Raw genomic sequence first — 22,369 nt, 5'->3', positions numbered from 1 at the left:
CAATGCATAAAAAAGGTGGTATCCAATTGATACCACCTTTACGTCTGCTAATATTTTGCCTTAAACTTACACATCCAATTATTGTTCATCTGTGCTGATTAACTCATTCATCGCAAATGAACCATCAGATTGAATTTTCACCTTTTGGACTGTTTTAAAGCTAGTTGTTTTATCTGTTCCGTCACTGTACATAAGCTTGTACTCATCTAGAGAAGTTACTTGATAAGTAGTGTCATCAAGCTTTTTCACTTCTTTAATTTCTATATTTAGTAATTCCTCTGTGATTCCTTTTTCATTTAAATAAGCTGTATATTCTTTTTGTTCATTATATTTCTTGCCCGAGGAGTCGAGATATGGCTCAACAATTGAGAAATTTTCTGCATTTATCGCATCTACGCTTGCATACATATACTCTTCAACAAAGGAAGCAATCTGTTGTGATTTGTCATCGGTAATCTTGCTATTTCCCCAGCTCGTTTGGTATGTTTTTGGTTCTTTTTCGTTTATTTCCTTGACGTTGTCAGTTCCATATCCATAAGAATAATCCATTGTCTCGATAAGCCATTTCTTGTTTTCTTCGTTATAAACTAGTGTATAAACACGATTTACTTCATTTTTCTCTAGCTGAGGAGTTTCACCTTCATAATACTCAGCTTCATTATACGTCTGTAAAACTTCTACCTCAGCCTCCCATTGTTCACCGTTATACTCTACATTAAGTGAATCAATTGCAAAGGTTGTCCCTAAATATTGCCCTTTATAATACTCTTCTCTGTATTGGAGGTATTCAATTCTTTCGAGAATATCTTCCTTGTTGCGATTGGTAGCCGTTGTTACCTTATCCGCACTTCCTGAAGTATACGCCTCTAGTGCTTCCTTAGAATAGCTTACTACTTGATTAAAAATTGTTTCTTGAAGGTCTTTGCTTTGTCCAAGATTAATTTCCACTTCACTGCTTGATATAGGTATTTCATTTGTTTTCACTTTTCCCCATGGTAATGTTGCTTCAACATTGAGTTTCATTGACCCATCTGTTAAAACAGGACCAAACGTCGGATTTTCGTTTGGATTTATCTTCACATCTTTACCGTCAATGAACAATTCTGCCTTAATTGTTGGGTCAAATGACTCCATATCTACCGTTACTTCTTCACCTTCCAAATACATATCAATGTTCACTTTTGAACCAACATCAATTAATGTTACTTCCCTCTTTTTCTTCAAATCAACAAAATCAGTTTTTAGTTTAGCTTCGACTTTATAAATACCAGGTAAGAATGGCCCATATGTTTGTTCAAAATTCTTTTTATCCGCTTTGCCAATTTCTTTTCCGGCAATGGAAAGTTGTGTGTTTTTATAATTCGTAGAAATAGAAACATATACTTCTTCTACTTCTAGAGTATAGTTGTCGTAGAACAGCCACGTCTTCCCATCTTTCTTCAAATTAACAACACCATTTTTCAAATCATCCTCACTGAAAAATGAAGATGTACTCTTTTTATTCGTATTATTATCGATATACGTCGATTGGTCTTGTAAATTATTGATTAATTCATTGACTTCATTAGGATGTTTTTTGTAGTAGTCTACAAATCCTTTAACCGTTGTTTCTGAAATTTTTAATTGTGGATCATTTGTATTGAGTAGTTTTGCTACATTTTCAGTGTTTCCCTCTATTAAGGCCATTTCAAAGTTTTCTATTTTTCGATTTTTATCTGTGAAATGTTCGCCAACTTTATATGCGCCAAATAGTATAACAACAGCTGCACTAATTCCTGCTATTACAAGCTTTTTCTTTTTTGACATCTTCTTAGCTGGTGCGATTTGTTGGCGAGTTTGATCGATTCTTTCACTTTCATGAGTCTTAACGTTAGTCCCACAGGATGGACAAAAGGCTGCCCCTTCCTTTAGTTGTGCACCACATTCCTTACAAAATAACATATATATTGCCCCCTAAACGAATAAATCTACTTTTCTCTCTTTTTTTAATCCTTCAATAAATGAAAAATAATCTCTTCCTCATTTATTATCGGTTTATTTAGCTGATTATTAATAGATGCTTTAGCTGTTTCAATTGTCCCAATAAACGTCAATTTCCCTTTTTTCAATACACCGATACGACTACATAGCCCTTTTATTTCACTCATATCATGTGTTGTATATACGATTGTCTTTCCTTGCTTTGCTAATACTTTCATATACTCATTTATTTCTAGTTTTGACTGTATATCAATACCAACAGTTGGTTCATCCATTAAGAGGATGTCTGGGTCATGTAGCAAGGCAACCGCGATATTTAATTTCCTTTTCATTCCGCCTGATAACTGTGAAACCTTCTCGTGCCACTTATTGTGCAAATTAACTTCCTCACAGACTTGAATCATTCTCTCTTTTGGAATCTTTGTTTTGATAAATTTGCTCCAAAGCCTAATATTTTCTTTTACGGTTAGTTCTTCCCATAAAGCGATGTCTTGCGGAACATAGCCAATCATTTGTCTAATTTGCTTATGCTGCTTCGTCACATCAAATCCATTCATGTATACTTGTCCCTCAGAAGGTTTCATTACTGTTGTTAGGATTGACAATAAGGTGGACTTCCCAGCACCGTTAGGACCTAAGAGGCCAAATATTTCCCCATCCTGAATTTGTAGCGTCACTCCGTTAAGTATGCTCTTTTTACCATAATGACGGTGAACATTTTCAATGCTTATCATTTATCTGCAACCTCCAAATTGACCATCCCCAGAGGAATACCCCTGTGATAATTAGTATGATGATTTCGCTAACATGCCTTGTGGTACCCTCCGATACGATAAGTAAAGCCTGTGGGAAATAAGTCGTGATAATTTCAACCTTCCCTAAAAACTCTCCTATCGGAAAAAGGCTTCCGCTAAAGATAGATGTTGCTAAACTGATAAGAATGGAAGAAACATAATAGCTACCGACTTGTTGAAAAAATGTTGCAGCAAAAACTGCCATTCCAATGCTAATAAAGCAATAAATAAACATCAATAAGATAATTGATGGGTCAAAATCAATATAGTTGTATTGCGTCATCATTAAGAAGCTTATCGTTGACTGTATCATCTGGAAAATAAACATTGCACTTGCAGTTTGCAGTAGATAATTCGGTATACCATAATAGCTCGTGCGAATACGTGAAAAAACATTTCTCCGTTCTTTGATTATCCAATCAGATAGGAGAAAACTCGTAATCATCGTAAAAAATCCCCATAACCCGAGAAAAGGTGAAAAGCTTGTTGACATTGTTACGTCGTTTGTAGCCATTTTGGTTGCTTCTCGGTAATCGATCGTCATCAATGGCACAGGATCCCATTGACTTTCCGTATAAGCAAATGCCTCATTCCAAATGACTTTAGGATTGCTTACTTCCGTTTCATATTGATTATATAGATTCACGACTTGGTTAGCTGCTTTTACAGCACTCGTCATTCTTGTCACTTCACTTGCAATAACTTCCCGTACAATTGGATAAGCAATCGAGGCTGGTACTATTTTTATTTCAATTAGACCTTCGCGTTTTTCTTGGAGAAGCATTTGTTGAAAGCCTTCCTTAAAGTGAAACGCACTGTCAATTTCCTTTTTAGCCAGGAGCTCCTCAGCCTCTTCCTTTGTCACTTCATGAATAACTAATCTTTTTTGTTCCTTTATTCTGTTAGTGATTGTTTTGCTCATGCTTGACTTGTCATGATCAATGATTGCAATCGGAATGACATACTCCTCTTGCTGTGACTCAATAACAGTTCCGAATAGTAGTGTTAATAGCACCGGTCCAACTAACAAAATGAGCATTGCTGGCTTTTTCACTAACTGCAACAACTTCATTAGCATCAATTTCATTAGCCTTCACCAACCTTCACTTTTGATCGTATGTACAAAATAATCTTCGATACTAAGAGCAAAATAATTGTGATAGCTAGGCATAACAAATAGGAAGAGGGATCAAACAAAGGATCCCCTTCAAACATCGTGATTATATGTTTTAACACCCATGTATTTATAACCCATTGACTAATGTGCTGGAGCCATTCAGGATAAAAGATGATGGGAATGAAATGTCCCCCTGTCAGTGCACCAAATAAAATGACGCCAATACCGAATAATTGAAACGTGCGCTCTTGATCGAAAATCGATTGCAGCAAGCTAAATATTGCAGTAAACAACAATGGAATGCTTATCATAGCGCAAAGTAGAGAAGCGTTGAAAACTAACTGCTCTTCACCCAACATATTTAAAGGAATAATGATTAAAATCATACTGACAACCACAATAAAAGATGTTGCTAAAAATGTTGACACCAACCTTTGAAAGCTTGAAACACCGAGACTAAGTAATCGTTGTTTTACGGAATGGTTCATTTGTTTATTCATCAGCAAAATACCGATAAATGACCATATCATCACTAATAAGACTGTAAATGAAACAAGATAATATTCAACCATGCTTTCCTGATAGAGATTTTGTTGCTCTGTTTCCGAAAAAACATCATTTCTTCCAAGAACGTGTAACGAGTAAGAAATAATTGCCCGTTTCACGATATCAGAACGGTCTTCCTCTGCACGATCAACTTCCTTCATAAAGTCATTAACAGTATTAATCCCACTTTGTGCGGCAGATGTGTATTTAGCAGCACTTTCCATCACGTATCGGATCATTTGCGCTTGTAACGGCTGATGTTTATTTCCTACTACTTGAACAGGTGTGTTAATGCCTTGTGTTACATCCATACTAAACCCTTTAGGAATGTAAATGATTGCTGCAATCTCATTTTTTTCTAGTAATTCATATGCCTGTTTTTCATCGATTTGTAGTGTATGAATAATCTGATTAAAATCTTCATTCTCGGTAAGTTGTTGGATTACAAGTTTTGTTTCAAGTGTAGGGTCATCATTCACGATGGCAATTTGAAACGTATCGACACGACGCTCATCATTTATCACTGACATCCCGATAAATAAAAGCAAGCAAAAAAAGAAAATAGGACTTAGCCATAGTAATATAGCTGACTTCCTATTTTTCCATAAAATATTCAATTGAAAGCCTGTAAAAACAATGACATTTTTCATAGCATGACTCCAATTTAAATGTATCATAATAACTTACATAAAGTCTGGCTCCTCTTATTAATACGATTAAATAAACGCACTTGAGGAGTCAGACATTTCGTTAGTTATTCTTATTTTTTCCGCTCTCTTTTAATAGCTTTCTAGCGATTCCTCATCAAAGTAAGCATCCTCGTAGTCTTCTCCGAAGAAGTCTTCTTCATAATAATAATCATCCTCGTATGAAGAACCCCAAATATCCTCATAGCTTAGACCGAATTTTTCTGCAAGGTCCATCATATTGGTATAAACACTTTCTTGAATTTCATATATATCATCTTCAGTAATTTTCGCAACATTAATTCCTTCTGAAGAATCATTACTTAATTCAGGTAACTCAGCCTTTTTCTTTAACTGTGTTTTGGTATCAACTGTTAACATAACTGAACCAGAATCATAGCTATCTTCCACATTAAATGTGAAGTCATATTTCTCATTAGCGAATTCTTTCTTCAAGTTAATTTCTTTTGATTCAACGATTGTTCCCGATATTTCAGAAGGGAAGTCATAAAATTCATCTCCTGAAGCTTTCAAATCAAATTCATGATTTACCGTTTGTTTACTACCAGGTTTCCCTTTGTAATTTGATGTAACACCAAGTGAAATCTCATTTGAGTCACCGTACTCTGTTACATAGAAAGAAAAATTAAGATTTTCAATGACATTATCTGCTTTCTTTGCTTCGATATTATTAGTCATTTCAAAAGCAACTTCAAAGTCTTCATCTTCATCTGTCACAACGGAAATCTTCATTTCTTTATATCTATCATTATCCTCTAACGGGACATTTTTACTTGTTATTTTTAAATCTGCATGTGATGAACCCTCATCAAAGCCGATCACAACATTGCGGTCAATTATTTGTTCATTTTTATCAATTAATATCTCTGATTTAATTCCTGACAAATACTTTGTATCTTTTAAATCCGCTTTTAAATCTTTTAATTCCGCGATAAACTCTTTTTTCATATCGTTTGCATCAAAATCTTCTAAACTAGCATCTTCTAAAGTTGCTGCAGCTTCAACAACTTTACCTACTCGATCAACGAGCATTTTGTGCAACTTCGAATCTTCAATCACATAATCAATGAAATCAATAACAAATTGATTTGCTTCTGATTTAGACATTTCAAATGTTACTTTGTCTAATTTAAGGTTTTGGCCATCGTGTTCATATTTAACACCTTTTTGAAGTGTAAATTGTTCATCTTTTAAATGATCTAATAAAAAGTCTGTATAACGCTTCTGTAAATGTTCTTTTTCCTTATCTGTTAATTCAAGGTCTTTTAATTGTAGATCTGAAAACTCTAAAGTGTCTGGCCCATCATAACTAGGGTCCATCATTCGCATGACTTCACCGAACTCGTTTAGATTTACATATAAGAACTTCTCATATAAAACAGGTACCTTAACGCCCAGCTGTTCCTTGGACTGAAATAACTCAACATTAACAGCCTCTTCGTTAGCAAGGTCGACACCTAAAGAATAGAAGCCTTCATTCGTTAATGGGTTCATTTCTGTCTTTGCTTTAAGTGATGCTTCACTTAAAATATCCTTTACCATTTGAACATCTGGGTCTGATTCTAAAGATTCAATCTCAAAATCAGCGCTAATTGTTGTTTCAGAGCTTGATGGTTTTTCAAGTGCCTTTTCTTGAAATTCTAGTTTGTCACCGTATTTGCTATCAAGATTCTCAACCATTTGATTGTAAGAGTTTAATTCTGATAACAAATACAGCTCTTTTGGTGATTTATGTAGGAGCATGCCTGCAGCTGTTCCTACTCCGGCTATTACGACAATCCCTGCTACAATAAGTGATTTTTTAAGTGTAGATAGTGGTTTTCTCGTCTTTACAACTGTGTTGTTACCCGTTTCAATATTCGCTGCTGTTTGTTGTTGGGCAATGTTTATTTCTGGCTCATTGTTAATCGTTTCTTGAGTTGTGTTAACTTCCACGTTAAACTTTGTACCACAAGATGCACAAAATTTTGAATTCTCTTCATGCTGTGCACCACAGTTTGAACAATACATCATTTTTTATTCCCCTACTCCCATTAATTTTTCTATTGCTTTTATAGGAAGTTTGTTAGCAGGTAAATCCTGAAGGCTGGAACTTTCCACCTCGGCCTTTGTGAGGACAATACCTACAACAAACTATACCATCATGATGTAAATACCTCATGATTTACGAAAACAGCGTTTTTAATTAAGGCTCATTTCTAAAAGATTGTGGCTTTTTACACTAACCTTTTTAAGGGTTTGTTGGAGCGGAAGTGCGAGACTCCTGCGGGATGCGTGGGAGAGGTGAGACCCCGCAGGCGTTTACGCTGAGGAGGCTCACCACCCACCCCGCGGAAAGCGAGCACTGTAGCGGAAATAAACCCTAAACGACAACTCAGTTAAAAGCAACAATGTTTACGAAAACAGCCTTAATTAATTACCAACCGTCTTTTTTGCCTTTTCAATATCAGATTCTGTTTCAGTAATTGAAGACAGTTTATACATTAAGATTCTTGTTACTGCTTCATCAATACGTTCTTCAGATAATTTCCTGTTCGCAACAGCTTCCTTAATTCCGGCAATAACTTCTTTTTGACTTTCTAATGTATGGCAAACTAATAACAAATCTGCTCCAGCTGCAACGGCACTTGAGCCTAAATCTTTATAAGTAAAATATTTATTGACTGCACCCATTTCCAGGTCATCTGTGACAACAATTCCCTTGTACCCTAGCTTTTCCCTTAACAAATCACCTATTATTATCGGCGATATACTTGCTGGATTATCCTTGTCGTAGGCAGGATATTTAATATGTGTCACCATTGTGAAAAACGTTTGATTATCGACTTCATCGATCATTTTTTTAAATGGGTAAATATCATTATTCTCAAGATCAAGTTGGTCCGCTTCGACTGATGAAGTTTCATGATGTGGATCAATATCACTTCTACCATTCCCTGGGAAATGCTTCAATGTTCCTGTTATACCTGCATCAGTAAAGCCAGCAATCACCTTTTCACCTAGCATACCAGCTTTATTAGGGTCCAAACCAAATGAACGACTATCAGTATCTGACAAATCAAGAACAGGAGCAAAGTTTACATGTATTCCCATCGCCTTTAACTCTTGACCGTTTTTAACTGCTGTTTCGTATACTGTATTTGCATCTCCCTTTTTTCCAAGCTCCTGCTGAGAAGGTATTGGTGAGACCTGTTCCTTCATCCGCACAATTTGACCACCCTCTTGGTCAATGCTGATGAGTAAAGGAATTTGTTTATCAGTTTCTAAAGCTAATTTCTGAAGTTGATTGCTCAATTCTGTTACTTGTGCAGGTGTTTCCATGTTACGGTCATAATAAATAATTCCACCAACATTATAGTCTGTAATCATTTCCTTAGCATGGCTGTCAATTTGCTTACTGTTAAAACCGATTACCATGAGTTGACCTATTTTTTCATCTAATGTCATTGTAGACAACAGATCTTTAACCTTATTTTCAAGAGAGGTCTCGGTCTGTTCCTGCTCAGTAAATGTCGTCTCAGCCTTTTTTTCTTTTGAAACCTGTTCTTCCTTCGTTTCGATCGCTTTTTCTGAATAAGTATGTGGATTGACTTGTTTTTTGCTATTCGTCATTTCATCATTGCCATTCAAATTAAGAATATAGCTTGCTGCTACAATCAATGCCAACAGTAGAAATAGCAAAGAAATGAATCGCTTCATTCCTTTTGTTTTGTTTGATTTTCTCATTATTCCGTTCTGGAAGCTAATTTTTCTAATTGGGCTTTTTCAAGTTTCCAACCATCACTTTCCTTCACTAGATTCCAGGTTCCACCCCATTCTTGGACTAATGTTTTCCCATCAGGTTGCTCATCATATGAAGTCATTTCTACATTTGCTTTAGCAGTTGTTCCTTCAATGTTCGATATTTCTAACTTTGTCACTTCATCTTTAATATTTTGTTGCAAGCCTTTCGTCCATCCTTCAAATGTTACCTTTGATTGATATGAGCTAGAGAACTTGTCATATGCTGATGCAAAATCATCATTTGAGATACTCTCGTAGTGCTGAAGTATTGTCGCATGGATATTTGCAGCATCATTAGTTGCGTCAATCGAATCATAATCATAATCCTCAATCAATGCAGTATCATCATATTCTATATAAAGTTCAGCATCTGTTGTATTTTTTTTAAGGGTAACAACTTTACTCTTTTTGACTTCTTCACCGAATTTCTTTTGCACAAAAAGTTTAACTGAACCATCTAATGGTACAGGTCCTAGCTCATCAATATCACCAATTTCAGATTCAGTACTCTTATTATTTACATATAGAATTGCATCATCATGATTAGAATATACATACACGTAAAAATCGGACCAATCAAAGCGGATAGAATCTGTTTCGTCTTCAAAATCCTCAGTTTCTATCTTGATTTCATCTTCTACCTTCCCGTATTCCCCATCGATAACTGCTTTTATCTTATACTCCCCAGGTAATAATGGCCCTATTGTCTTGTCATCATCAATCGTTGCTTTCTTTTCATCATTCACATATATTTCAGTTTTTTCATGTGACGTCGCAACCTCAAGATAGTAAGTTTCCATTTTCACAGAATAATGATCAAACAATAACCACTTTTTCCCGTTTTTTTTCAATGAGGCATATGAATTTGAGTCTTCAGAAATTGAGCCTGCGCTTCCTTCCTCTAAAGACTCTGCATCAGCTAATAATCCATCGGTAATAGCTGAGAGCATTTGTGGATGTTCATGTAAGTAGGATAAAAATGCTTTAACCTCTTTGTCCGTGATTTTTTCATACTGGCCACCATTAATATACCCCTTAACCTTTCCGGAATCCTTGCTATCTATCGCATGAATAAAACCTTCGGCAACTGACGTAGGTGATGTCATGTCTTTGACAAAATAATATCCTCCAGCTAGAAGTGCGATAACGATGACACTGATAATTGTTAATACTTTAGATTTTTTACTTTTAAATAAAGGTTGTTTAGGAGGAATTGGTGTCTGTGCATGATTCACTTCTTGACTTCTTGTTTGCTTTACTGGTGTTTCCTCTTTTGGCTTTTGTACTTGCTGACTCGTCAATTTTACTGGTTCACCGCATTCAGCACAAAATTGATGCCCTTCTATCAATTTTGAACCACAATTCCGACAAAATTCCATAGAGAATCCCCCCTCTATAAGTTTACTTATTTTTTTATTTTTAAAAGGAACAAGGCAATGACCGAAACAAATAACTGGTCTTGAACAAAAGCAAGCGCCAAATGAATCTGACGCTTGCCCTCGTTATGAAAATACTTCATTTCTTAAAAGTTAATTAAAAAAGTTTAAGAAACTAGAATCAAATCCAATATATTTGTATAAATCACCTAAAACACTATCAATTGTCACTTTGAAAATAATAACGATTGATAAGTAAGTTAACAATGTTCCATATACAGCATCTAATCCAAATGTAACATCTTTTTTGAAGCTAAAAATTGTAAATGGAATAACAAAAAGCATTCCTGCTAAGCCAGCCCATAATAAATACGTATACAATTCAACTTGTATTAATGAAAGTATAAAGCCAATGAGAATAAAAGCTGTTGGAACAATAAGGAATGTCCCGAATCTAGCAAATACATCTTTAATGGTTACTTGTACTCTACCAAGCTTAATGACTGCGAAAGTGACAAGCGCAATGAGTCCTAAAATGATTATACTAAAGAATATCGGTTTTAAGACAACTGAAAATGATAGTTCATTACCGAATTCGCCAAACATATCTGAAAGAGCTGCTTTAATACCGAAGTATAAAGTTAACGGTACACATAGTGCATAAATTATCATTGTAATTAGGCCATTTATAAACTGCTCTTCACGAACACTTTGTGCAGCCGTTGTAGGATTTTTTATCCCTTGAATAAAATATGAGAAATATAATTTCGACATTGCTTTAGCTGTCTCAACATGCTTATTTGGTTCAGCTGGTTGAACTGGCTGTACAGGTTGTGTTGGCTGTTCTGGTTGTACAGGCTGTGTATGTACATGAGCAGCTTGGTTTTCAATTGTTGCCGATTGCTGTTGTTCAACCGTTGCTGAGTCACCAGCTAACTTCGTCCCACATTTTACACAAAACTTTCCACCCTCATTAAGGTGTCCACAATTACTACAATTCACATTTCTTCCTCCTAATCTATTTTTGTGAGAAAATCATTCTATTATCCTCTACTTTTACAAATTGTGTTAAATTTCGAGGAAACTAGACATGTTTCTTTAATCCGTCTTTTATTATACACATAATTTAGTTAGAGTGTAGGGTTAATCTTGACTTTCTTATTTTTCATGATGAATTTTTGCTTAGGACTCCTATTTTTTATATATTTTATAAACGATAAAGCTTCATCCCCCTTAAAAAGCTCTAGTGTAATATGTATGTTAATTATGGCAATTTAATAAAGATTCTTTTATTTTAAATTGTTGATTTTGAGACTGATATTTATAAGTACCTTTTATATATTGGTTCATGGCGAAGTTAAAGCTAATTTATTATGTAATCTAATTAAAACCCGTTTTAAGCGCGAAATCGAAAATAATAAATTATCATATGAAAGGTTTAGTAACTTACAAACTAGCGAAAGATATTCCTGAGCAATGAAACACATCATTTCACCGCAGAAAAATACCAACTCTAGGTTAAGTAGTCAACCCTTTATAAGCAAACAGCTCCAACAAACCTTAAAAAGGTTAGTGCAGCCACAATCTTAAAGAAAAGTGCCATATAACAAAATAAAAGTGTCTACCTCTTCCAAAACACAATATACTTGTGTTTGTTAGAAGGGCTAGACACTTTTTGTTAGCCGATAAATTAATCTGTTAAAGTTAATGCTGTCCGTGTAATTGTTAAATCTGTTTTTAGTTGCTCTTTTATATCACTCGGATGATAAATTCCTTTGTTAATCATATAGCTTGTTAACTTTTCATGCGTATCAACCGCGTTTTTGAGCTGTTCTCTTAAAGTATCCTTTATTTTCGGTGATGATGCTTCTGTAAGTGCAAATGCTATATTTCTAATTTCAGCTTTTGTGGAAATTAGAAAATCAGTTGCAATCACTTGGTCCGTCATTCCACCCATTCCAACGATTTTTTTTATGAAATCATTCATCTAGATCACCTACCAACTCCTGTAATTGGTTAATGAAATTTCTGCCGCGTTCAACGTCTGCAGTAAGCAAATCCTTTAATTCAACGTCTTGTACAAAGCCTCTCATCGTAAAGGACTTCGTCAAACCAAGGTTTTTAAAGGTTAGAAGTTCATGTACCTCAAGTGTTTCATGTAAACCGAATGGTTGTGTCATATTATCTGCTCCTCCAATGATTCTTAGTAATAGAATAACAAAACAATATCATCTTATTCGATAAAAGAATTGGATAATATTGGAGTGTGAATTATTATACTTTTTTGCATTTATCGGGCATCTTAACAAGTAAAAAAGGAGTGACAATTTATGAGTGAAGATGCACTTGCCTATCATGAAACGATGGATACCCATGAGATGTTAAATTTTAAGACAATTTGTTTAATACGTTCTAAATTAATGATTGGCATTTGTTTTGATAATGACTTGAAAAAGCTTATGCAAAAGGATGTTGAACAATCAGTTGCAGCTATCCAAGAATTAAAAGGTCTATACGAAAAGGCACGAACAAATTATTAGAGGTGATCATTGATGAATGAGGACTATTTAGACCCAAAATATGCAGAAGGTATGCCGAAAATGGCTGATTCGGCTTTTGCGTTAGATTTCTTATTGTCAGTCAAGACTGGAATCCGCTACTACGCTGTTGCCCTAACTGAAACAGCAAGTTCTGAATTGAGACAAGCTTTGTATCGGCAAATGGAAAAAGCTATTGATTTGCATCAGGAAATTTCAGAATTAATGATTGAAAAAGGGTGGCTCTATCCAAACGATCTTGAAAAGCAAATTGAATTAGATATTAAGTCTGCAGATATGGCCTTAACAATAGCAAGTATGGAGCTCTTCCCAACTGATACAGATAGACAAGGAACATTTGCAACCCCGAATAAATAGAGGAATTTTTAGGAGGCGAATAGGATGAAGGCAGTTACATATCAAGGCATAAAGGATGTTGCTGTTAAAGAGGTTGAAGACCCGAGGATTCAAAAAGCTGATGATATAGTCATTAAAGTCACTAGCTCCGCAATATGTGGTTCTGACCTGCATTTAATTCACGGAATGATACCGAACACACCCGAAAACTATATTATCGGACATGAACCAATCGGAATTGTCGAAGAGACTGGTCCTGATGTAACAAAAGTTAAAAAAGGGGACCGTGTAATCATTCCTTTTAATATTAGCTGTGGACACTGCTGGTATTGTAATCATGACTTAACAAGCCAATGTGATAATTCAAATAAAAATGCTGAAATGGGTTCCTACTTTGGATATTCCGAAAATGCTGGTGGTTACGCAGGAGGGCAAGCTGAGTATTTACGTGTACCTTATGGAAACTTCACTCCGTTTAAAATCCCCGAGAACAGTGAAGTTAGTGATGAAAACTTAGTTCTCTTATCTGATGCAGCTTCAACTGCCTATTGGTCTGTGGAGAATGCCGGAGTTAAAAAGGGTGATACCGTTATTATCCTAGGATGTGGCCCAGTTGGTTTATTAGCACAAAAAATTTCCTGGTTATTTGGAGCTGAACGAGTAATTGCAGTTGACTATATCGATTATCGATTACAACATGCAAAACGGACGAATAACGTTGAAATTGTAAATTTTGAGACTGAGAAAAACACAGGTGAATACTTGAAAGAAATCACAAACGGTGGAGCAGATGTTGTCATCGATTGTGTTGGAATGGATGGAAAAATGTCACCAATGGAGTTTCTTGCAACAGGCTTAAAACTTCATGGCGGTGCAATGGGTGCAATTGTTACGGCAAGCCAGGCTGTGAAAAAATGTGGAACAATTCAACTTACCGGTGTATACGGCATGAGATATAACGCTTTCCCATTAGGGGATATTTTTCAACGGAACGTGCAAATGAAAATGGGCCAAGCACATGTAATCCCATTAATACCAAAACTATATCAATTGGTAACAGATAAAAAGCTGGACTTTAGCGATATCGTCACACACCAAATTCCACTTTCCCAAGCGAAACACGGTTATGAAGTGTTTGACACAAAAACGGATAATTGTATAAAAGTAATCCTCAAGCCTCATCAATAATACTTAATAGGGTGTCTTTAAACAAAAGGACAAACTCCTGATAAAGTTTTTTCTGTAGGGAGTCAAAACGTTTAAAGACACCCTTTTTATTCATTTCAATCATTGTGATGCACATCACAAAATTATGCTTTAGAACTTAGTACACTACATACATGCATAGTTTACTAGAAAGGAATGACGGGTGATGACTACTAATAAAAAAAACGTAATCGAGTTGGACGTAAGACCTATTTTAAAAGAAAAAGGTGACCCTTTTGAAAAAATCATGACGACTGTTAAACTGTTAAAAAAATCAGAAACCTTTCTGTTACATGCACCCTTTAAGCCGACACCTTTACTAACAATTATGAAGAAAAAAGGCTTTACCATTGAAATAAATCAGCTTGAAAAGAAACATTGGACCGTATTATTTAGAAAGGAAGAATAAGATGACCAATCCTTATATAGTAGATAATCGTGGCCTAGAACCACCGCAGCCTATGATCCGAACCTTAAAAAAGCTTGAAGCACTCGCAAGTGATGAATACCTCATCATAATAAACGACAGACCACCGATGTTTCTTTATCCAGAATTAGAGGAATTAGGCTTTACACATGAAACAACCCCACACCCAGACGGAGGTTATCAAATCATGATTACAAAGGCTAAACTCTAATCGTGAAAGGAGTTTCCAATATGATCCCTGCGCAAAATACATTTAATAGTAAAGATATTCGACTACCTCTTTTATTTATTTTTTCAGGTCTTATTTTGTTCATTGTTGCACAATCTTTATTACTTAATGGAACAAATTCATTAACTATTGATGTAGCACGTATACCAACTATTTGGGCTGCAGTCCATATTCTAATACTCGGTTTTGCTGTCATGATTACAATGGGAGCGATGTATCAATTAGTGCCTGTCGCCATGCAAGTGAATATTTTTAGTATACGCTTAGGCTATAGCCAATATGTCCTCTACGTAGTTGGAGTGTTAGGTATCAGTTGGGGTTTTATCGACTTTTCCCCTAGCAGACTTGTTATTTTTTCTCTTATTACATTAATCGCTATCATATTATTCGAAATAAATATGTGGATAAGTATACGAGGTGCAAAGAAAACTGAAATTGGGTTCGCTATTAAACTATCATTAATTTACTTCTTCCTAACTATTCTATTCGGCATTTGGTTAGCATTAGATTTCCTTATCCCACATTTAGATGAATGGCATGACCGGTTCCTTTATATACACATTATCTTTGGTACAGTTGGCTGGTTTACACTTATTATCATTGGCTTTTCTTATAAATTAATCCCAATGTTTACATTGTCACATGGTTATGAGAGTAAGTTACCACAATATACGATTCATTTTATAAATCTTGGTATTTTATTAATTGTTGGACAACAAGTTACTAGATACGACACTTTTGCTTGGTTAGGCTATTCACTTATTTTAGCTGGTTTACTTTGTTTCATGCTGCAAATCCGAATTATTCTAAGCAAACGCTTAAAGAAAAACCTTGATCTAGGTGTTAAAGTTGCTCTTTGTGCTTGGCCAATAAGTATAGTCTCAATTATCACTGTTATACTCACCAGCGTTAGTATAAATCAAACGGTTCACATCACAGCAGTCGTTTATGTTGTGTTAACGGGATGGATCTCCCTAAGTATATTAGGCTATCTTTTCAAAATCCTCCCGTTTCTATGGTGGACTTATCGTTATAGTGAAAAAATCGGCAAGGCTAAAGTTCTTTCTCTAAAAGAAATGACAAACGAAAAAAATGGCAAATGTATTTTCATCATGATTTTCCTTTGTATGTTAGCCAATATTATAGCAATGGTACTCAATATGCCGATGATGTTTCGTATCTCACAAATAATTCTCGTTTTAACAAGCATTGCTTATTTCTTTGAAATGATAAAAGTTTTATCTAAATAATATGAATGGAGCTTCTTATTATGGAAAAACAAGATGTTTTTGAACTTCTTAAAACAGTTGATGACCCTGAGCTAGGCGTAAATATTGTAGACCTTGGTCTCGTGTATAACGTAAATATAATCGAAACTGGCATCGTTGACATTACGATGACGTTAACAACTCCTGGCTGTCCATTACATGACAGCATTAAAACTGGAGTAATCAATGCTGTTTCTCTTCATGAAGAAACTCGTGAAGTTCATGTAAATATCGTTTGGGAACCCGAATGGACACCAGATAAGATGTCAAAAGCAGCAAAAGCTTTTTTATGGGGGTGATGCTAGAACGAATAATATTACACATACAGTTACCATCGGAAACTATTAATTGTGAGATAAGTGATGGAACTCCTTGCTAATTTTGTGAAACTTGTCTCATAGTAATCGTTCATAAGGAGGAATAAAAATGATAATTACAACAACTATTGATGTACGCTTATATGAACCAAAGGAAAAACATCCAACCATTATTCGTACATTTGAATCTCTACAAAAAGGTGAAGTAATGGAAATTGTGAATGACCACGACCCATTACCACTTCGCTATCAATTCATGATTGAGTATGTTGATCAATTTGAGTGGCACTATCTTGAAGAAGGCCCTGATGTTTGGCGTGTTTCAATAATTAAAAAATAATAACAAATAAGTAAATAAAGCCCGTTCCCATTTCCCTATAAAGCTGGCTCAAAAAGTAATCTCTCATTCTATTAATCCTTTTTAGAGAATACTTTTTGAGGCGGCTCTGTTTGTTTCAAATAACTCTATCCCAGTATCCCCAAGAGAAATGCATCCATACACCCTTACCCTTTAAGATTATGAATAAGTTAGCCTGATCATATGCGGCAAGACCATATTTTCTCATAAAATGAATGTCCATCAACTGTAGCAGATACTAGAATACTTTCAATTATTATTAATTAGTGTTTATATAAGGAAACCGGCTCCTAATCCTATCTTCTATAAAAGGTTTATATAATGCTGTAAACATATAAATTGTTGTTATTTACTTTGTTACGTATTGGAAGAATGCTGCTACAGTACTTAGCAATAAGGGTGAATGGTGAGCCTCTCTCGCTGCACTACTGGAGAGACATCGGACTAAAAATTATCGGAGGTATACAATGAACTATAAATATTGAACAAAAAAAGATTGAACAAAAGTCATCACTCAACAATTGTTCAATCTATTCTAATCATTAATTCGTTACTTCTAGATGTGCAATTGCACCTTTTTCTGCATGGTTAAACTGGTGTGTGACAATCGGATATGTTCCTGCTTCTTTTACAGTAAATTCTACTACTGCTCCTCCACTTGCCGGGAGCAGAACTGTTTGCATTCCTTCAAGATGATTAGCTGGATTTCCATCTATATACACATCGTCAAAAATCGTACCAACTACATGAAGGGAGCTTGTCTCATTTGGTCCCACATTGTTCAAATATAGTCTAACCTTCTCGCCGACTTTAGCTTGTAATGGCATTTCCTTTAAGCTAAATGCATTGCCATTTGTGTTTAATTCATCTGTTTTTAATGCTTTTGTTGAAAACACAACATGTGTTGGTTCTTCATTTTTCATGCTTTCAAGATTATTATAGTCATACCATTCATTTTGGATAAGAACATATTCTCTCGCAATTTCTTTGTCTGTTTCATACCCACCCTTTGGCGTAACAATCATCACACCATGCATTCCATTTGCAATATGCTGGAGGACAGGTTCAGTTCCACAATGATACATAAATACCCCTGGCTTACTTGCTTCATATGTGAAAGTTCCTGATTCATTAGGCATAACATCTATGAACTTTTCCGAAGGTGCAGCATGAACAGCGTGAAAATCCATACTATGCGGTACTGCCGGGTCCATATTTTTTAATGAAAAATGAATGAAATCCCCTTCCTTTACAACGATAACTGGACCAGGTGCTTCACCATTAAATGTCCATGCTTTATAAAAGACACCCTTGTCAATTTCAATATCGGTAATTTGTGCAGTCATATTAATCTGGACTTCATTTTCATTCAACCGATTTATTTCAAGTGGTATCGGACTTTGATTTACACCCTCATGTGGTTTAAAAACTGTCTCTTCTGTGCTTATGTTAGTAGGAGGTGGCTCATTTGTTGCACAGCCAGCCAGCATTGTTAAGCCAATAACATTTGATATAATTAATTTTTTATAGTTTATTTCCATCTATTCGTTCTCCCTTATTATTAGTCCGCAACTCAAGTATAAAAGGAAGAACATTTCATCTTTGTGAAGTTAGTCACATATTTATTCGATTTGTTGAATTAATTATTGGAAATTCTGCAATTTCTCCAAATCATATATAAAAATTCCATTACGATCTGTTAAGATAAGCTTATTCTTCTTCATTTGATTTAATATTCTGTTGATTGATTCACGTGAGGTTCCGACCATATTAGCAAAATCCTGATTAGTAATTGGAATTTGAAGTGATATACCTTCTTTATTTTTTATTCCTTGCTCTTTTGCAAGTTTAATTAATACTTCGACAAGTCTGTGTGTCACGTCCTTAGAGATAAAATCTTGGACACGCTGCTGCAAATCTAAGATTTTCTTTCCCATGATTTTCATCACTTTAATCGCAATCTGTGGCTGCTGCATGACGAGTTCTTCAAAATCATTGATTAACACAACGAGCAGCTCCACATCTTGAACTACCTCAACAGTTGCCGGATATGGTGATGCATCAAAGAAGCCGACATGTGGAAACATATCGCCATCATGCAAAAGCGAGATGACCTGTTCATTCCCATCTTCATCAATTTTATATGCCTTTAGTATCCCAGATTGAATAAAGAAAACAGCCTCACGTTCCTCACCTTCCAGAAACACAATTGCTTTTTTCTTATAGCTTCGTTTTATTGCAATATTTTGGACGTAATGGAGCTCATCGTTATCAAGTCCACTAAAAATAGGGATATTCCGTAATGTTTCTATTTTCCTGTCCATTCTGTCACTCCTCGAGTTTATACTGACGGGTTTCAATACCTTTATTATAAAGAAATTTGCACTTGTAAAATTGACGATTCTGAGAACAATTATCAATTCAACAAATTATCGAGAAAAGGATCTGTTTTCTCATACTTTCCCCTCGAGAAAACAGACCCTTTTTAAGTTAAACTATGATTATTATAGCCCATCTTGTCGTTGTTCTACTGCATTCGTTCGTAAATAACTCAAATAGTTTGTTTTATCCTCTAATTCTCTTTCCAAATAACTAATGTAAGATAATAAAAGACTAACATCCTTTACAATCTCACCGTCTAGCTTCAGCTTCATACATCTTTCTTTAATCTTTTTTACTTCTTGCTTTACAATCCATCGCTCACCTTTTCCTTCTTGTTCAATCGTTTTAAATTCTTTCACATCGCTTGAAGCAATCAATTCAATGCCCATAAACCTTTTCACAGGAGTTCCCTTTGTGTCGGGTAACACATAGACAAATTTTTCATTCTCGATTTCTTGCAATGCTTTTGGATTGATATGTATCGCTTTAGGTAACACATCCTGTTCGACGATAAAATTTTTTAGCTTGTCAACTACCTTCATCTCATTTCCTCCTTATTCATATTTTGCTGCTATTCTTCATACAACCTATTCCATTCTCACTAAAAAAATCACTTGTTCCCGAAAACTTAGTAGACGGATATGATAAAAGCTACTCTATAAGGGAATACTACGGCTTAATAAAACATGTTGGGAGGTAAGATTTTGAGCACACAGCAAAATACACTATCGATTTTCGCTCTTGGTGGTGTGAATGAAGTTGGGAAAAACATGTATGTTTTGCAATATGAAGACGAAATTATCGTCATTGACTGCGGTTCAAAGTTTCCTGATGAAAGCTTGTTAGGAATCGATTTAATCATCCCTGACCTTGCGTATTTAGAAGAAAATAAAGAGAAAATTCGGGCGTTACTAGTAACTCATGGACACGAGGACCATATCGGTGCAATTCCGTATTTCTTAAAAAAGTTAAAAGTACCTGTTTATGCGACTCGGTTTACACTAGGTTTAATCGAATTAAAATTAACGGAACATCGACTTTTAGGTGATTCTGAGCTCATCGAAATACACTCAGAGTCTGAATTAACGTTTCAGAACATAAAGGTTAGCTTTTTTAAAACGAATCATAGCATTCCTGATTGTTTAGGGATTGTTTTCGATACACCTGAAGGTAATGTCGTACATACAGGAGATTTTAAATTTGATTTAACACCTGTTAATCAACAATACGCCGACATTCATAAAATGGCCGAAATCGGGAAAAACGGTGTGCTAGCCTTATTATCAGAAAGTACAAATGCAGAACGACCAGGCTCTACACCTTCTGAAAGAATTGTCGGTGACCATGTAGAAGAAGCGTTCATGAAAGCAAAACGGAAAGTCATAATCTCAACATTTGCATCAAACATTAACCGTGTCCAACAAGTCGTAGATGCAACAATAAAAACAAATCGAAAACTAGCATTGCTTGGAAGAAGTATGATAAACGTAGTTGATGTGGCGATAAAACGTGGTTATTTACAAATTCCTGAGGGGATGTTAATTGATGCTGAGGAAATAAACACGTTTGCACCAGAACATGTTGCGATACTATGTACTGGCAGTCAAGGTGAACCAATGGCCGCACTTGCACGCTTATCTACTAATAGTTATCGTAATGTCGAAATTTTACCAGAGGATACTGTAATTTTTGCAGCATCACCAATTCCAGGCAATGAACGTAATGTGTCACGGATTATTGATAATCTGTATACGCTCGGAGCTAATGTAATATACGGTTCCGGCAGTTCTACGAAAATGCATGTATCAGGACATGGCTACCAGGAAGATTTGAAATTAATGCTCACCTTTATGAGGCCAACTTATTTTATTCCAATTCATGGGGAATATCGAATGCTTTATCAGCATCAAAAGCTAGCCGAACAAGTCGGAGTAGACAAAAATAATATTTTCATTATTAAAAATGGAGATGTAGTCGACATTAAAAATAAGACTGCAGCAAAAACTCGAAGGCTCCCTGCAGGCGATACGTATGTCGATGGTGTTGGTGTCGGCGATATTGGTGAAATCGTCCTTCGTGACCGAAAACAGCTTTCAGAGGATGGAATGATTATCATCGTCATTACACTTAGCAAAGCCGAAAGAAAAATTATATCTGGACCAGATACAATTACAAGAGGATTTGTGTTCGTTCGAGACTCTGAGCAGCTTCTTAGAGACGTAAATCGCCTTGTGAAAAAAACTGTAATCGAACTGCAAGAGGATAACATTTACAAATGGGACATTATGAAGAAAAATATAAAGAAAACAATCGGTCAATTTTTATTTACACATACGAAACGCAAACCGATGATTCTTCCGATTATTATTGAAATTTAAATAAATAAACAAAGAGTTTGCAAACATTGCTTACTCTTTGTTTATTTTATTTAATGAAGGGCTTCACTACAGCAAATTAGCAAAAATTCAATCCATGAATAAAATAGAAGAAGGACTGCCTAATAATCAGCCCGTTTATGAATGATTCATAGAATGGACGTTTTAATTATTGGGCAGTCCCATTTCTTCAAAAAGAATACGAGAATACTCTATATTCCTTCTAGGTTCACCTACTTGCAAACCTGAATTGGTTTATGTTGGTTTATATTTTTTGAACGTTAGCAGCTTGTGGACCTCTGTTACCTTGTTCAATATCAAATGTAACTTCTTGGCCTTCATCTAAGCTTTTGTAACCTTCTCCTTGAATGGAAGAAAAGTGTACGAATACATCTTCTCCACCTTCAACTTCGATAAATCCAAAACCTTTTTCTGCATTAAACCATTTTACTCTTCCTTGTGCCATTTACAATTTCCTCCTAAATCATTCAAACGATGTTTGATGATAATTTCGATTATTATTATGTCCCTACGTAAAATTATTAAACATAAAATGCAAAAAAAAATTTTTTATTCGGTATAACTGCTTTTTTCAATTTGGTGCGATTTT

General features: G+C 35.2%; 23 protein-coding genes. 9 read left to right on the top strand and 14 right to left on the bottom strand.

From position 1 onward, the window contains the following. Positions 1-78 precede the first annotated feature (78 nt). The 10 genes from J2S19_RS02565 to J2S19_RS02520 all read right to left on the bottom strand — a co-directional run bounded on the left by J2S19_RS02565 (position 79) and on the right by J2S19_RS02520 (position 12,483). Complete coding sequence (locus tag J2S19_RS02565; protein ID WP_307336771.1) at positions 79-1,941, bottom strand: zinc ribbon domain-containing protein YvbJ; 1,863 nt, start codon at positions 1,939-1,941, stop codon at positions 79-81. Between the two features lie 44 nt (positions 1,942-1,985). After that, on the bottom strand, positions 1,986-2,714 hold the full coding sequence (locus J2S19_RS02560; RefSeq protein WP_307336768.1) for an ABC transporter ATP-binding protein: 729 nt from the start codon (positions 2,712-2,714) through the stop codon (positions 1,986-1,988). Then, positions 2,701-3,861: an ABC transporter permease gene (locus J2S19_RS02555; protein WP_307336765.1), complete on the bottom strand. Its 1,161-nt coding sequence runs from the start codon at positions 3,859-3,861 to the stop codon at positions 2,701-2,703. The genes J2S19_RS02560 and J2S19_RS02555 overlap by 14 nt, the downstream gene beginning before the upstream one ends. Continuing rightward, on the bottom strand, positions 3,861-5,087 hold the full coding sequence (locus J2S19_RS02550) for an ABC transporter permease (RefSeq protein WP_307336762.1): 1,227 nt from the start codon (positions 5,085-5,087) through the stop codon (positions 3,861-3,863). Before J2S19_RS02550 ends, J2S19_RS02555 begins: the two co-directional genes overlap by 1 nt. Positions 5,088-5,216: 129 nt before the next feature. Continuing rightward, complete coding sequence (locus J2S19_RS02545) at positions 5,217-7,157, bottom strand: zinc ribbon domain-containing protein (RefSeq protein WP_307336759.1); 1,941 nt, start codon at positions 7,155-7,157, stop codon at positions 5,217-5,219. Positions 7,158-7,556: 399 nt separating this feature from the next. Further along, positions 7,557-8,870: a beta-N-acetylhexosaminidase gene (gene nagZ / locus J2S19_RS02540; RefSeq protein ID WP_307336756.1), complete on the bottom strand. Its 1,314-nt coding sequence runs from the start codon at positions 8,868-8,870 to the stop codon at positions 7,557-7,559. Continuing rightward, complete coding sequence (locus J2S19_RS02535) at positions 8,870-10,306, bottom strand: zinc ribbon domain-containing protein (RefSeq protein WP_307336753.1); 1,437 nt, start codon at positions 10,304-10,306, stop codon at positions 8,870-8,872. The genes nagZ and J2S19_RS02535 overlap by 1 nt, the downstream gene beginning before the upstream one ends. Before the next feature lie 150 nt (positions 10,307-10,456). Further along, positions 10,457-11,305, bottom strand: coding sequence for a DUF6574 domain-containing protein (locus J2S19_RS02530; protein WP_307336749.1), 849 nt, complete (start codon positions 11,303-11,305; stop codon positions 10,457-10,459). Between the two features lie 688 nt (positions 11,306-11,993). Next, on the bottom strand, positions 11,994-12,290 hold the full coding sequence (locus J2S19_RS02525) for a spore coat protein (protein WP_307336746.1): 297 nt from the start codon (positions 12,288-12,290) through the stop codon (positions 11,994-11,996). After that, the gene (locus J2S19_RS02520; protein ID WP_307336743.1) at positions 12,283-12,483 is read right to left on the bottom strand and encodes a hypothetical protein; all 201 of its coding nucleotides are present in this window, start codon (positions 12,481-12,483) and stop codon (positions 12,283-12,285) included. Before J2S19_RS02520 ends, J2S19_RS02525 begins: the two co-directional genes overlap by 8 nt. A 150-nt stretch (positions 12,484-12,633) precedes the next feature. On the opposite strand from J2S19_RS02520, the gene J2S19_RS02515 reads away from it, so the two are divergent. The 8 genes from J2S19_RS02515 (at position 12,634) to J2S19_RS02480 (ending at position 16,984) form a co-directional block, all read left to right on the top strand. Next, positions 12,634-12,843: a spore coat protein gene (locus tag J2S19_RS02515; protein WP_307336740.1), complete on the top strand. Its 210-nt coding sequence runs from the start codon at positions 12,634-12,636 to the stop codon at positions 12,841-12,843. A gap of 12 nt (positions 12,844-12,855) precedes the next feature. Next, on the top strand, positions 12,856-13,218 hold the full coding sequence (locus tag J2S19_RS02510) for a spore coat protein (RefSeq protein WP_307336738.1): 363 nt from the start codon (positions 12,856-12,858) through the stop codon (positions 13,216-13,218). A gap of 24 nt (positions 13,219-13,242) precedes the next feature. Next, positions 13,243-14,385 (top strand): zinc-dependent alcohol dehydrogenase, encoded by a 1,143-nt coding sequence (locus J2S19_RS02505; protein WP_307336736.1) that lies wholly within the window; start codon positions 13,243-13,245, stop codon positions 14,383-14,385. A 184-nt stretch (positions 14,386-14,569) separates the two neighbouring features. Next, positions 14,570-14,812: a DUF2249 domain-containing protein gene (locus J2S19_RS02500; RefSeq protein ID WP_307336733.1), complete on the top strand. Its 243-nt coding sequence runs from the start codon at positions 14,570-14,572 to the stop codon at positions 14,810-14,812. A 1-nt stretch (position 14,813) separates the two neighbouring features. Beyond that, on the top strand, positions 14,814-15,041 hold the full coding sequence (locus J2S19_RS02495; RefSeq protein WP_307336730.1) for a DUF2249 domain-containing protein: 228 nt from the start codon (positions 14,814-14,816) through the stop codon (positions 15,039-15,041). Positions 15,042-15,061: 20 nt separating this feature from the next. Further along, complete coding sequence (locus J2S19_RS02490) at positions 15,062-16,309, top strand: hypothetical protein (protein ID WP_307336728.1); 1,248 nt, start codon at positions 15,062-15,064, stop codon at positions 16,307-16,309. A 20-nt stretch (positions 16,310-16,329) separates the two neighbouring features. Further along, positions 16,330-16,626, top strand: coding sequence for a metal-sulfur cluster assembly factor (locus J2S19_RS02485; protein WP_307336726.1), 297 nt, complete (start codon positions 16,330-16,332; stop codon positions 16,624-16,626). Between the two features lie 127 nt (positions 16,627-16,753). Next, entirely contained in the window at positions 16,754-16,984 is a 231-nt protein-coding gene (locus tag J2S19_RS02480) for a DUF2249 domain-containing protein (protein WP_307336725.1), read from the top strand. Positions 16,985-17,544: 560 nt separating this feature from the next. On the opposite strand, the gene J2S19_RS02475 is transcribed toward J2S19_RS02480, so the two are convergent. The 3 genes from J2S19_RS02475 to J2S19_RS02465 all read right to left on the bottom strand — a co-directional run bounded on the left by J2S19_RS02475 (position 17,545) and on the right by J2S19_RS02465 (position 19,926). Then, positions 17,545-18,543: a multicopper oxidase domain-containing protein gene (locus tag J2S19_RS02475; protein WP_307336723.1), complete on the bottom strand. Its 999-nt coding sequence runs from the start codon at positions 18,541-18,543 to the stop codon at positions 17,545-17,547. A gap of 102 nt (positions 18,544-18,645) precedes the next feature. Further along, complete coding sequence (locus tag J2S19_RS02470) at positions 18,646-19,326, bottom strand: Crp/Fnr family transcriptional regulator (RefSeq protein ID WP_307336720.1); 681 nt, start codon at positions 19,324-19,326, stop codon at positions 18,646-18,648. A 180-nt stretch (positions 19,327-19,506) separates the two neighbouring features. Then, positions 19,507-19,926 carry a hypothetical protein gene (locus J2S19_RS02465; protein WP_307336718.1) on the bottom strand — a complete coding sequence of 140 codons (420 nt, stop codon included), beginning with the start codon at positions 19,924-19,926 and terminating at the stop codon, positions 19,507-19,509. Positions 19,927-20,088: 162 nt separating this feature from the next. Between J2S19_RS02465 and J2S19_RS02460 the strand changes: the two genes are divergently transcribed. Then, a complete protein-coding gene (locus tag J2S19_RS02460) occupies positions 20,089-21,762 on the top strand; it encodes a ribonuclease J (protein ID WP_307336713.1) in 1,674 nt (557 codons plus the stop codon). 262 nt (positions 21,763-22,024) lie between these two features. Here the strand turns inward: J2S19_RS02460 and J2S19_RS02455 are convergent, their stop codons facing one another. Next, positions 22,025-22,225, bottom strand: coding sequence for a cold-shock protein (locus J2S19_RS02455; protein WP_307336710.1), 201 nt, complete (start codon positions 22,223-22,225; stop codon positions 22,025-22,027). Positions 22,226-22,369 lie beyond the last annotated feature (144 nt).

This window comes from Metabacillus malikii (genome assembly GCF_030813355.1).
GTDB lineage: Bacteria > Bacillota > Bacilli > Bacillales > Bacillaceae > Metabacillus > Metabacillus malikii.
This window is presented reverse-complemented; position numbering and strand designations above follow the sequence as displayed.

Bases quoted from the DNA above. Each gene is read 5' to 3' on its own strand.
- J2S19_RS02455 (WP_307336710.1), bottom strand. From the start codon at position 22,225: ATGGCACAAGGAAGAGTAAAATGGTTTAATGCAGAAAAAGGTTTTGGA.
- J2S19_RS02470 (WP_307336720.1), bottom strand. From the start codon at position 19,326: ATGGACAGGAAAATAGAAACATTACGGAATATCCCTATTTTTAGTGGA.
- J2S19_RS02485 (WP_307336726.1), top strand. From the start codon at position 16,330: ATGGAAAAACAAGATGTTTTTGAACTTCTTAAAACAGTTGATGACCCT.
- J2S19_RS02555 (WP_307336765.1), bottom strand. From the start codon at position 3,861: ATGAAATTGATGCTAATGAAGTTGTTGCAGTTAGTGAAAAAGCCAGCA.
- J2S19_RS02495 (WP_307336730.1), top strand. From the start codon at position 14,814: ATGACCAATCCTTATATAGTAGATAATCGTGGCCTAGAACCACCGCAG.
- J2S19_RS02505 (WP_307336736.1), top strand. From the start codon at position 13,243: ATGAAGGCAGTTACATATCAAGGCATAAAGGATGTTGCTGTTAAAGAG.
- J2S19_RS02480 (WP_307336725.1), top strand. From the start codon at position 16,754: ATGATAATTACAACAACTATTGATGTACGCTTATATGAACCAAAGGAA.
- J2S19_RS02490 (WP_307336728.1), top strand. From the start codon at position 15,062: ATGATCCCTGCGCAAAATACATTTAATAGTAAAGATATTCGACTACCT.
- J2S19_RS02560 (WP_307336768.1), bottom strand. From the start codon at position 2,714: ATGATAAGCATTGAAAATGTTCACCGTCATTATGGTAAAAAGAGCATA.
- J2S19_RS02535 (WP_307336753.1), bottom strand. From the start codon at position 10,306: ATGGAATTTTGTCGGAATTGTGGTTCAAAATTGATAGAAGGGCATCAA.
- J2S19_RS02520 (WP_307336743.1), bottom strand. From the start codon at position 12,483: ATGACACAACCATTCGGTTTACATGAAACACTTGAGGTACATGAACTT.
- J2S19_RS02465 (WP_307336718.1), bottom strand. From the start codon at position 19,926: ATGAAGGTAGTTGACAAGCTAAAAAATTTTATCGTCGAACAGGATGTG.
- J2S19_RS02510 (WP_307336738.1), top strand. From the start codon at position 12,856: ATGAATGAGGACTATTTAGACCCAAAATATGCAGAAGGTATGCCGAAA.
- J2S19_RS02525 (WP_307336746.1), bottom strand. From the start codon at position 12,290: ATGAATGATTTCATAAAAAAAATCGTTGGAATGGGTGGAATGACGGAC.
- J2S19_RS02545 (WP_307336759.1), bottom strand. From the start codon at position 7,157: ATGATGTATTGTTCAAACTGTGGTGCACAGCATGAAGAGAATTCAAAA.
- nagZ (WP_307336756.1), bottom strand. From the start codon at position 8,870: ATGAGAAAATCAAACAAAACAAAAGGAATGAAGCGATTCATTTCTTTG.
- J2S19_RS02475 (WP_307336723.1), bottom strand. From the start codon at position 18,543: ATGGAAATAAACTATAAAAAATTAATTATATCAAATGTTATTGGCTTA.
- J2S19_RS02565 (WP_307336771.1), bottom strand. From the start codon at position 1,941: ATGTTATTTTGTAAGGAATGTGGTGCACAACTAAAGGAAGGGGCAGCC.
- J2S19_RS02500 (WP_307336733.1), top strand. From the start codon at position 14,570: ATGACTACTAATAAAAAAAACGTAATCGAGTTGGACGTAAGACCTATT.
- J2S19_RS02550 (WP_307336762.1), bottom strand. From the start codon at position 5,087: ATGAAAAATGTCATTGTTTTTACAGGCTTTCAATTGAATATTTTATGG.
- J2S19_RS02515 (WP_307336740.1), top strand. From the start codon at position 12,634: ATGAGTGAAGATGCACTTGCCTATCATGAAACGATGGATACCCATGAG.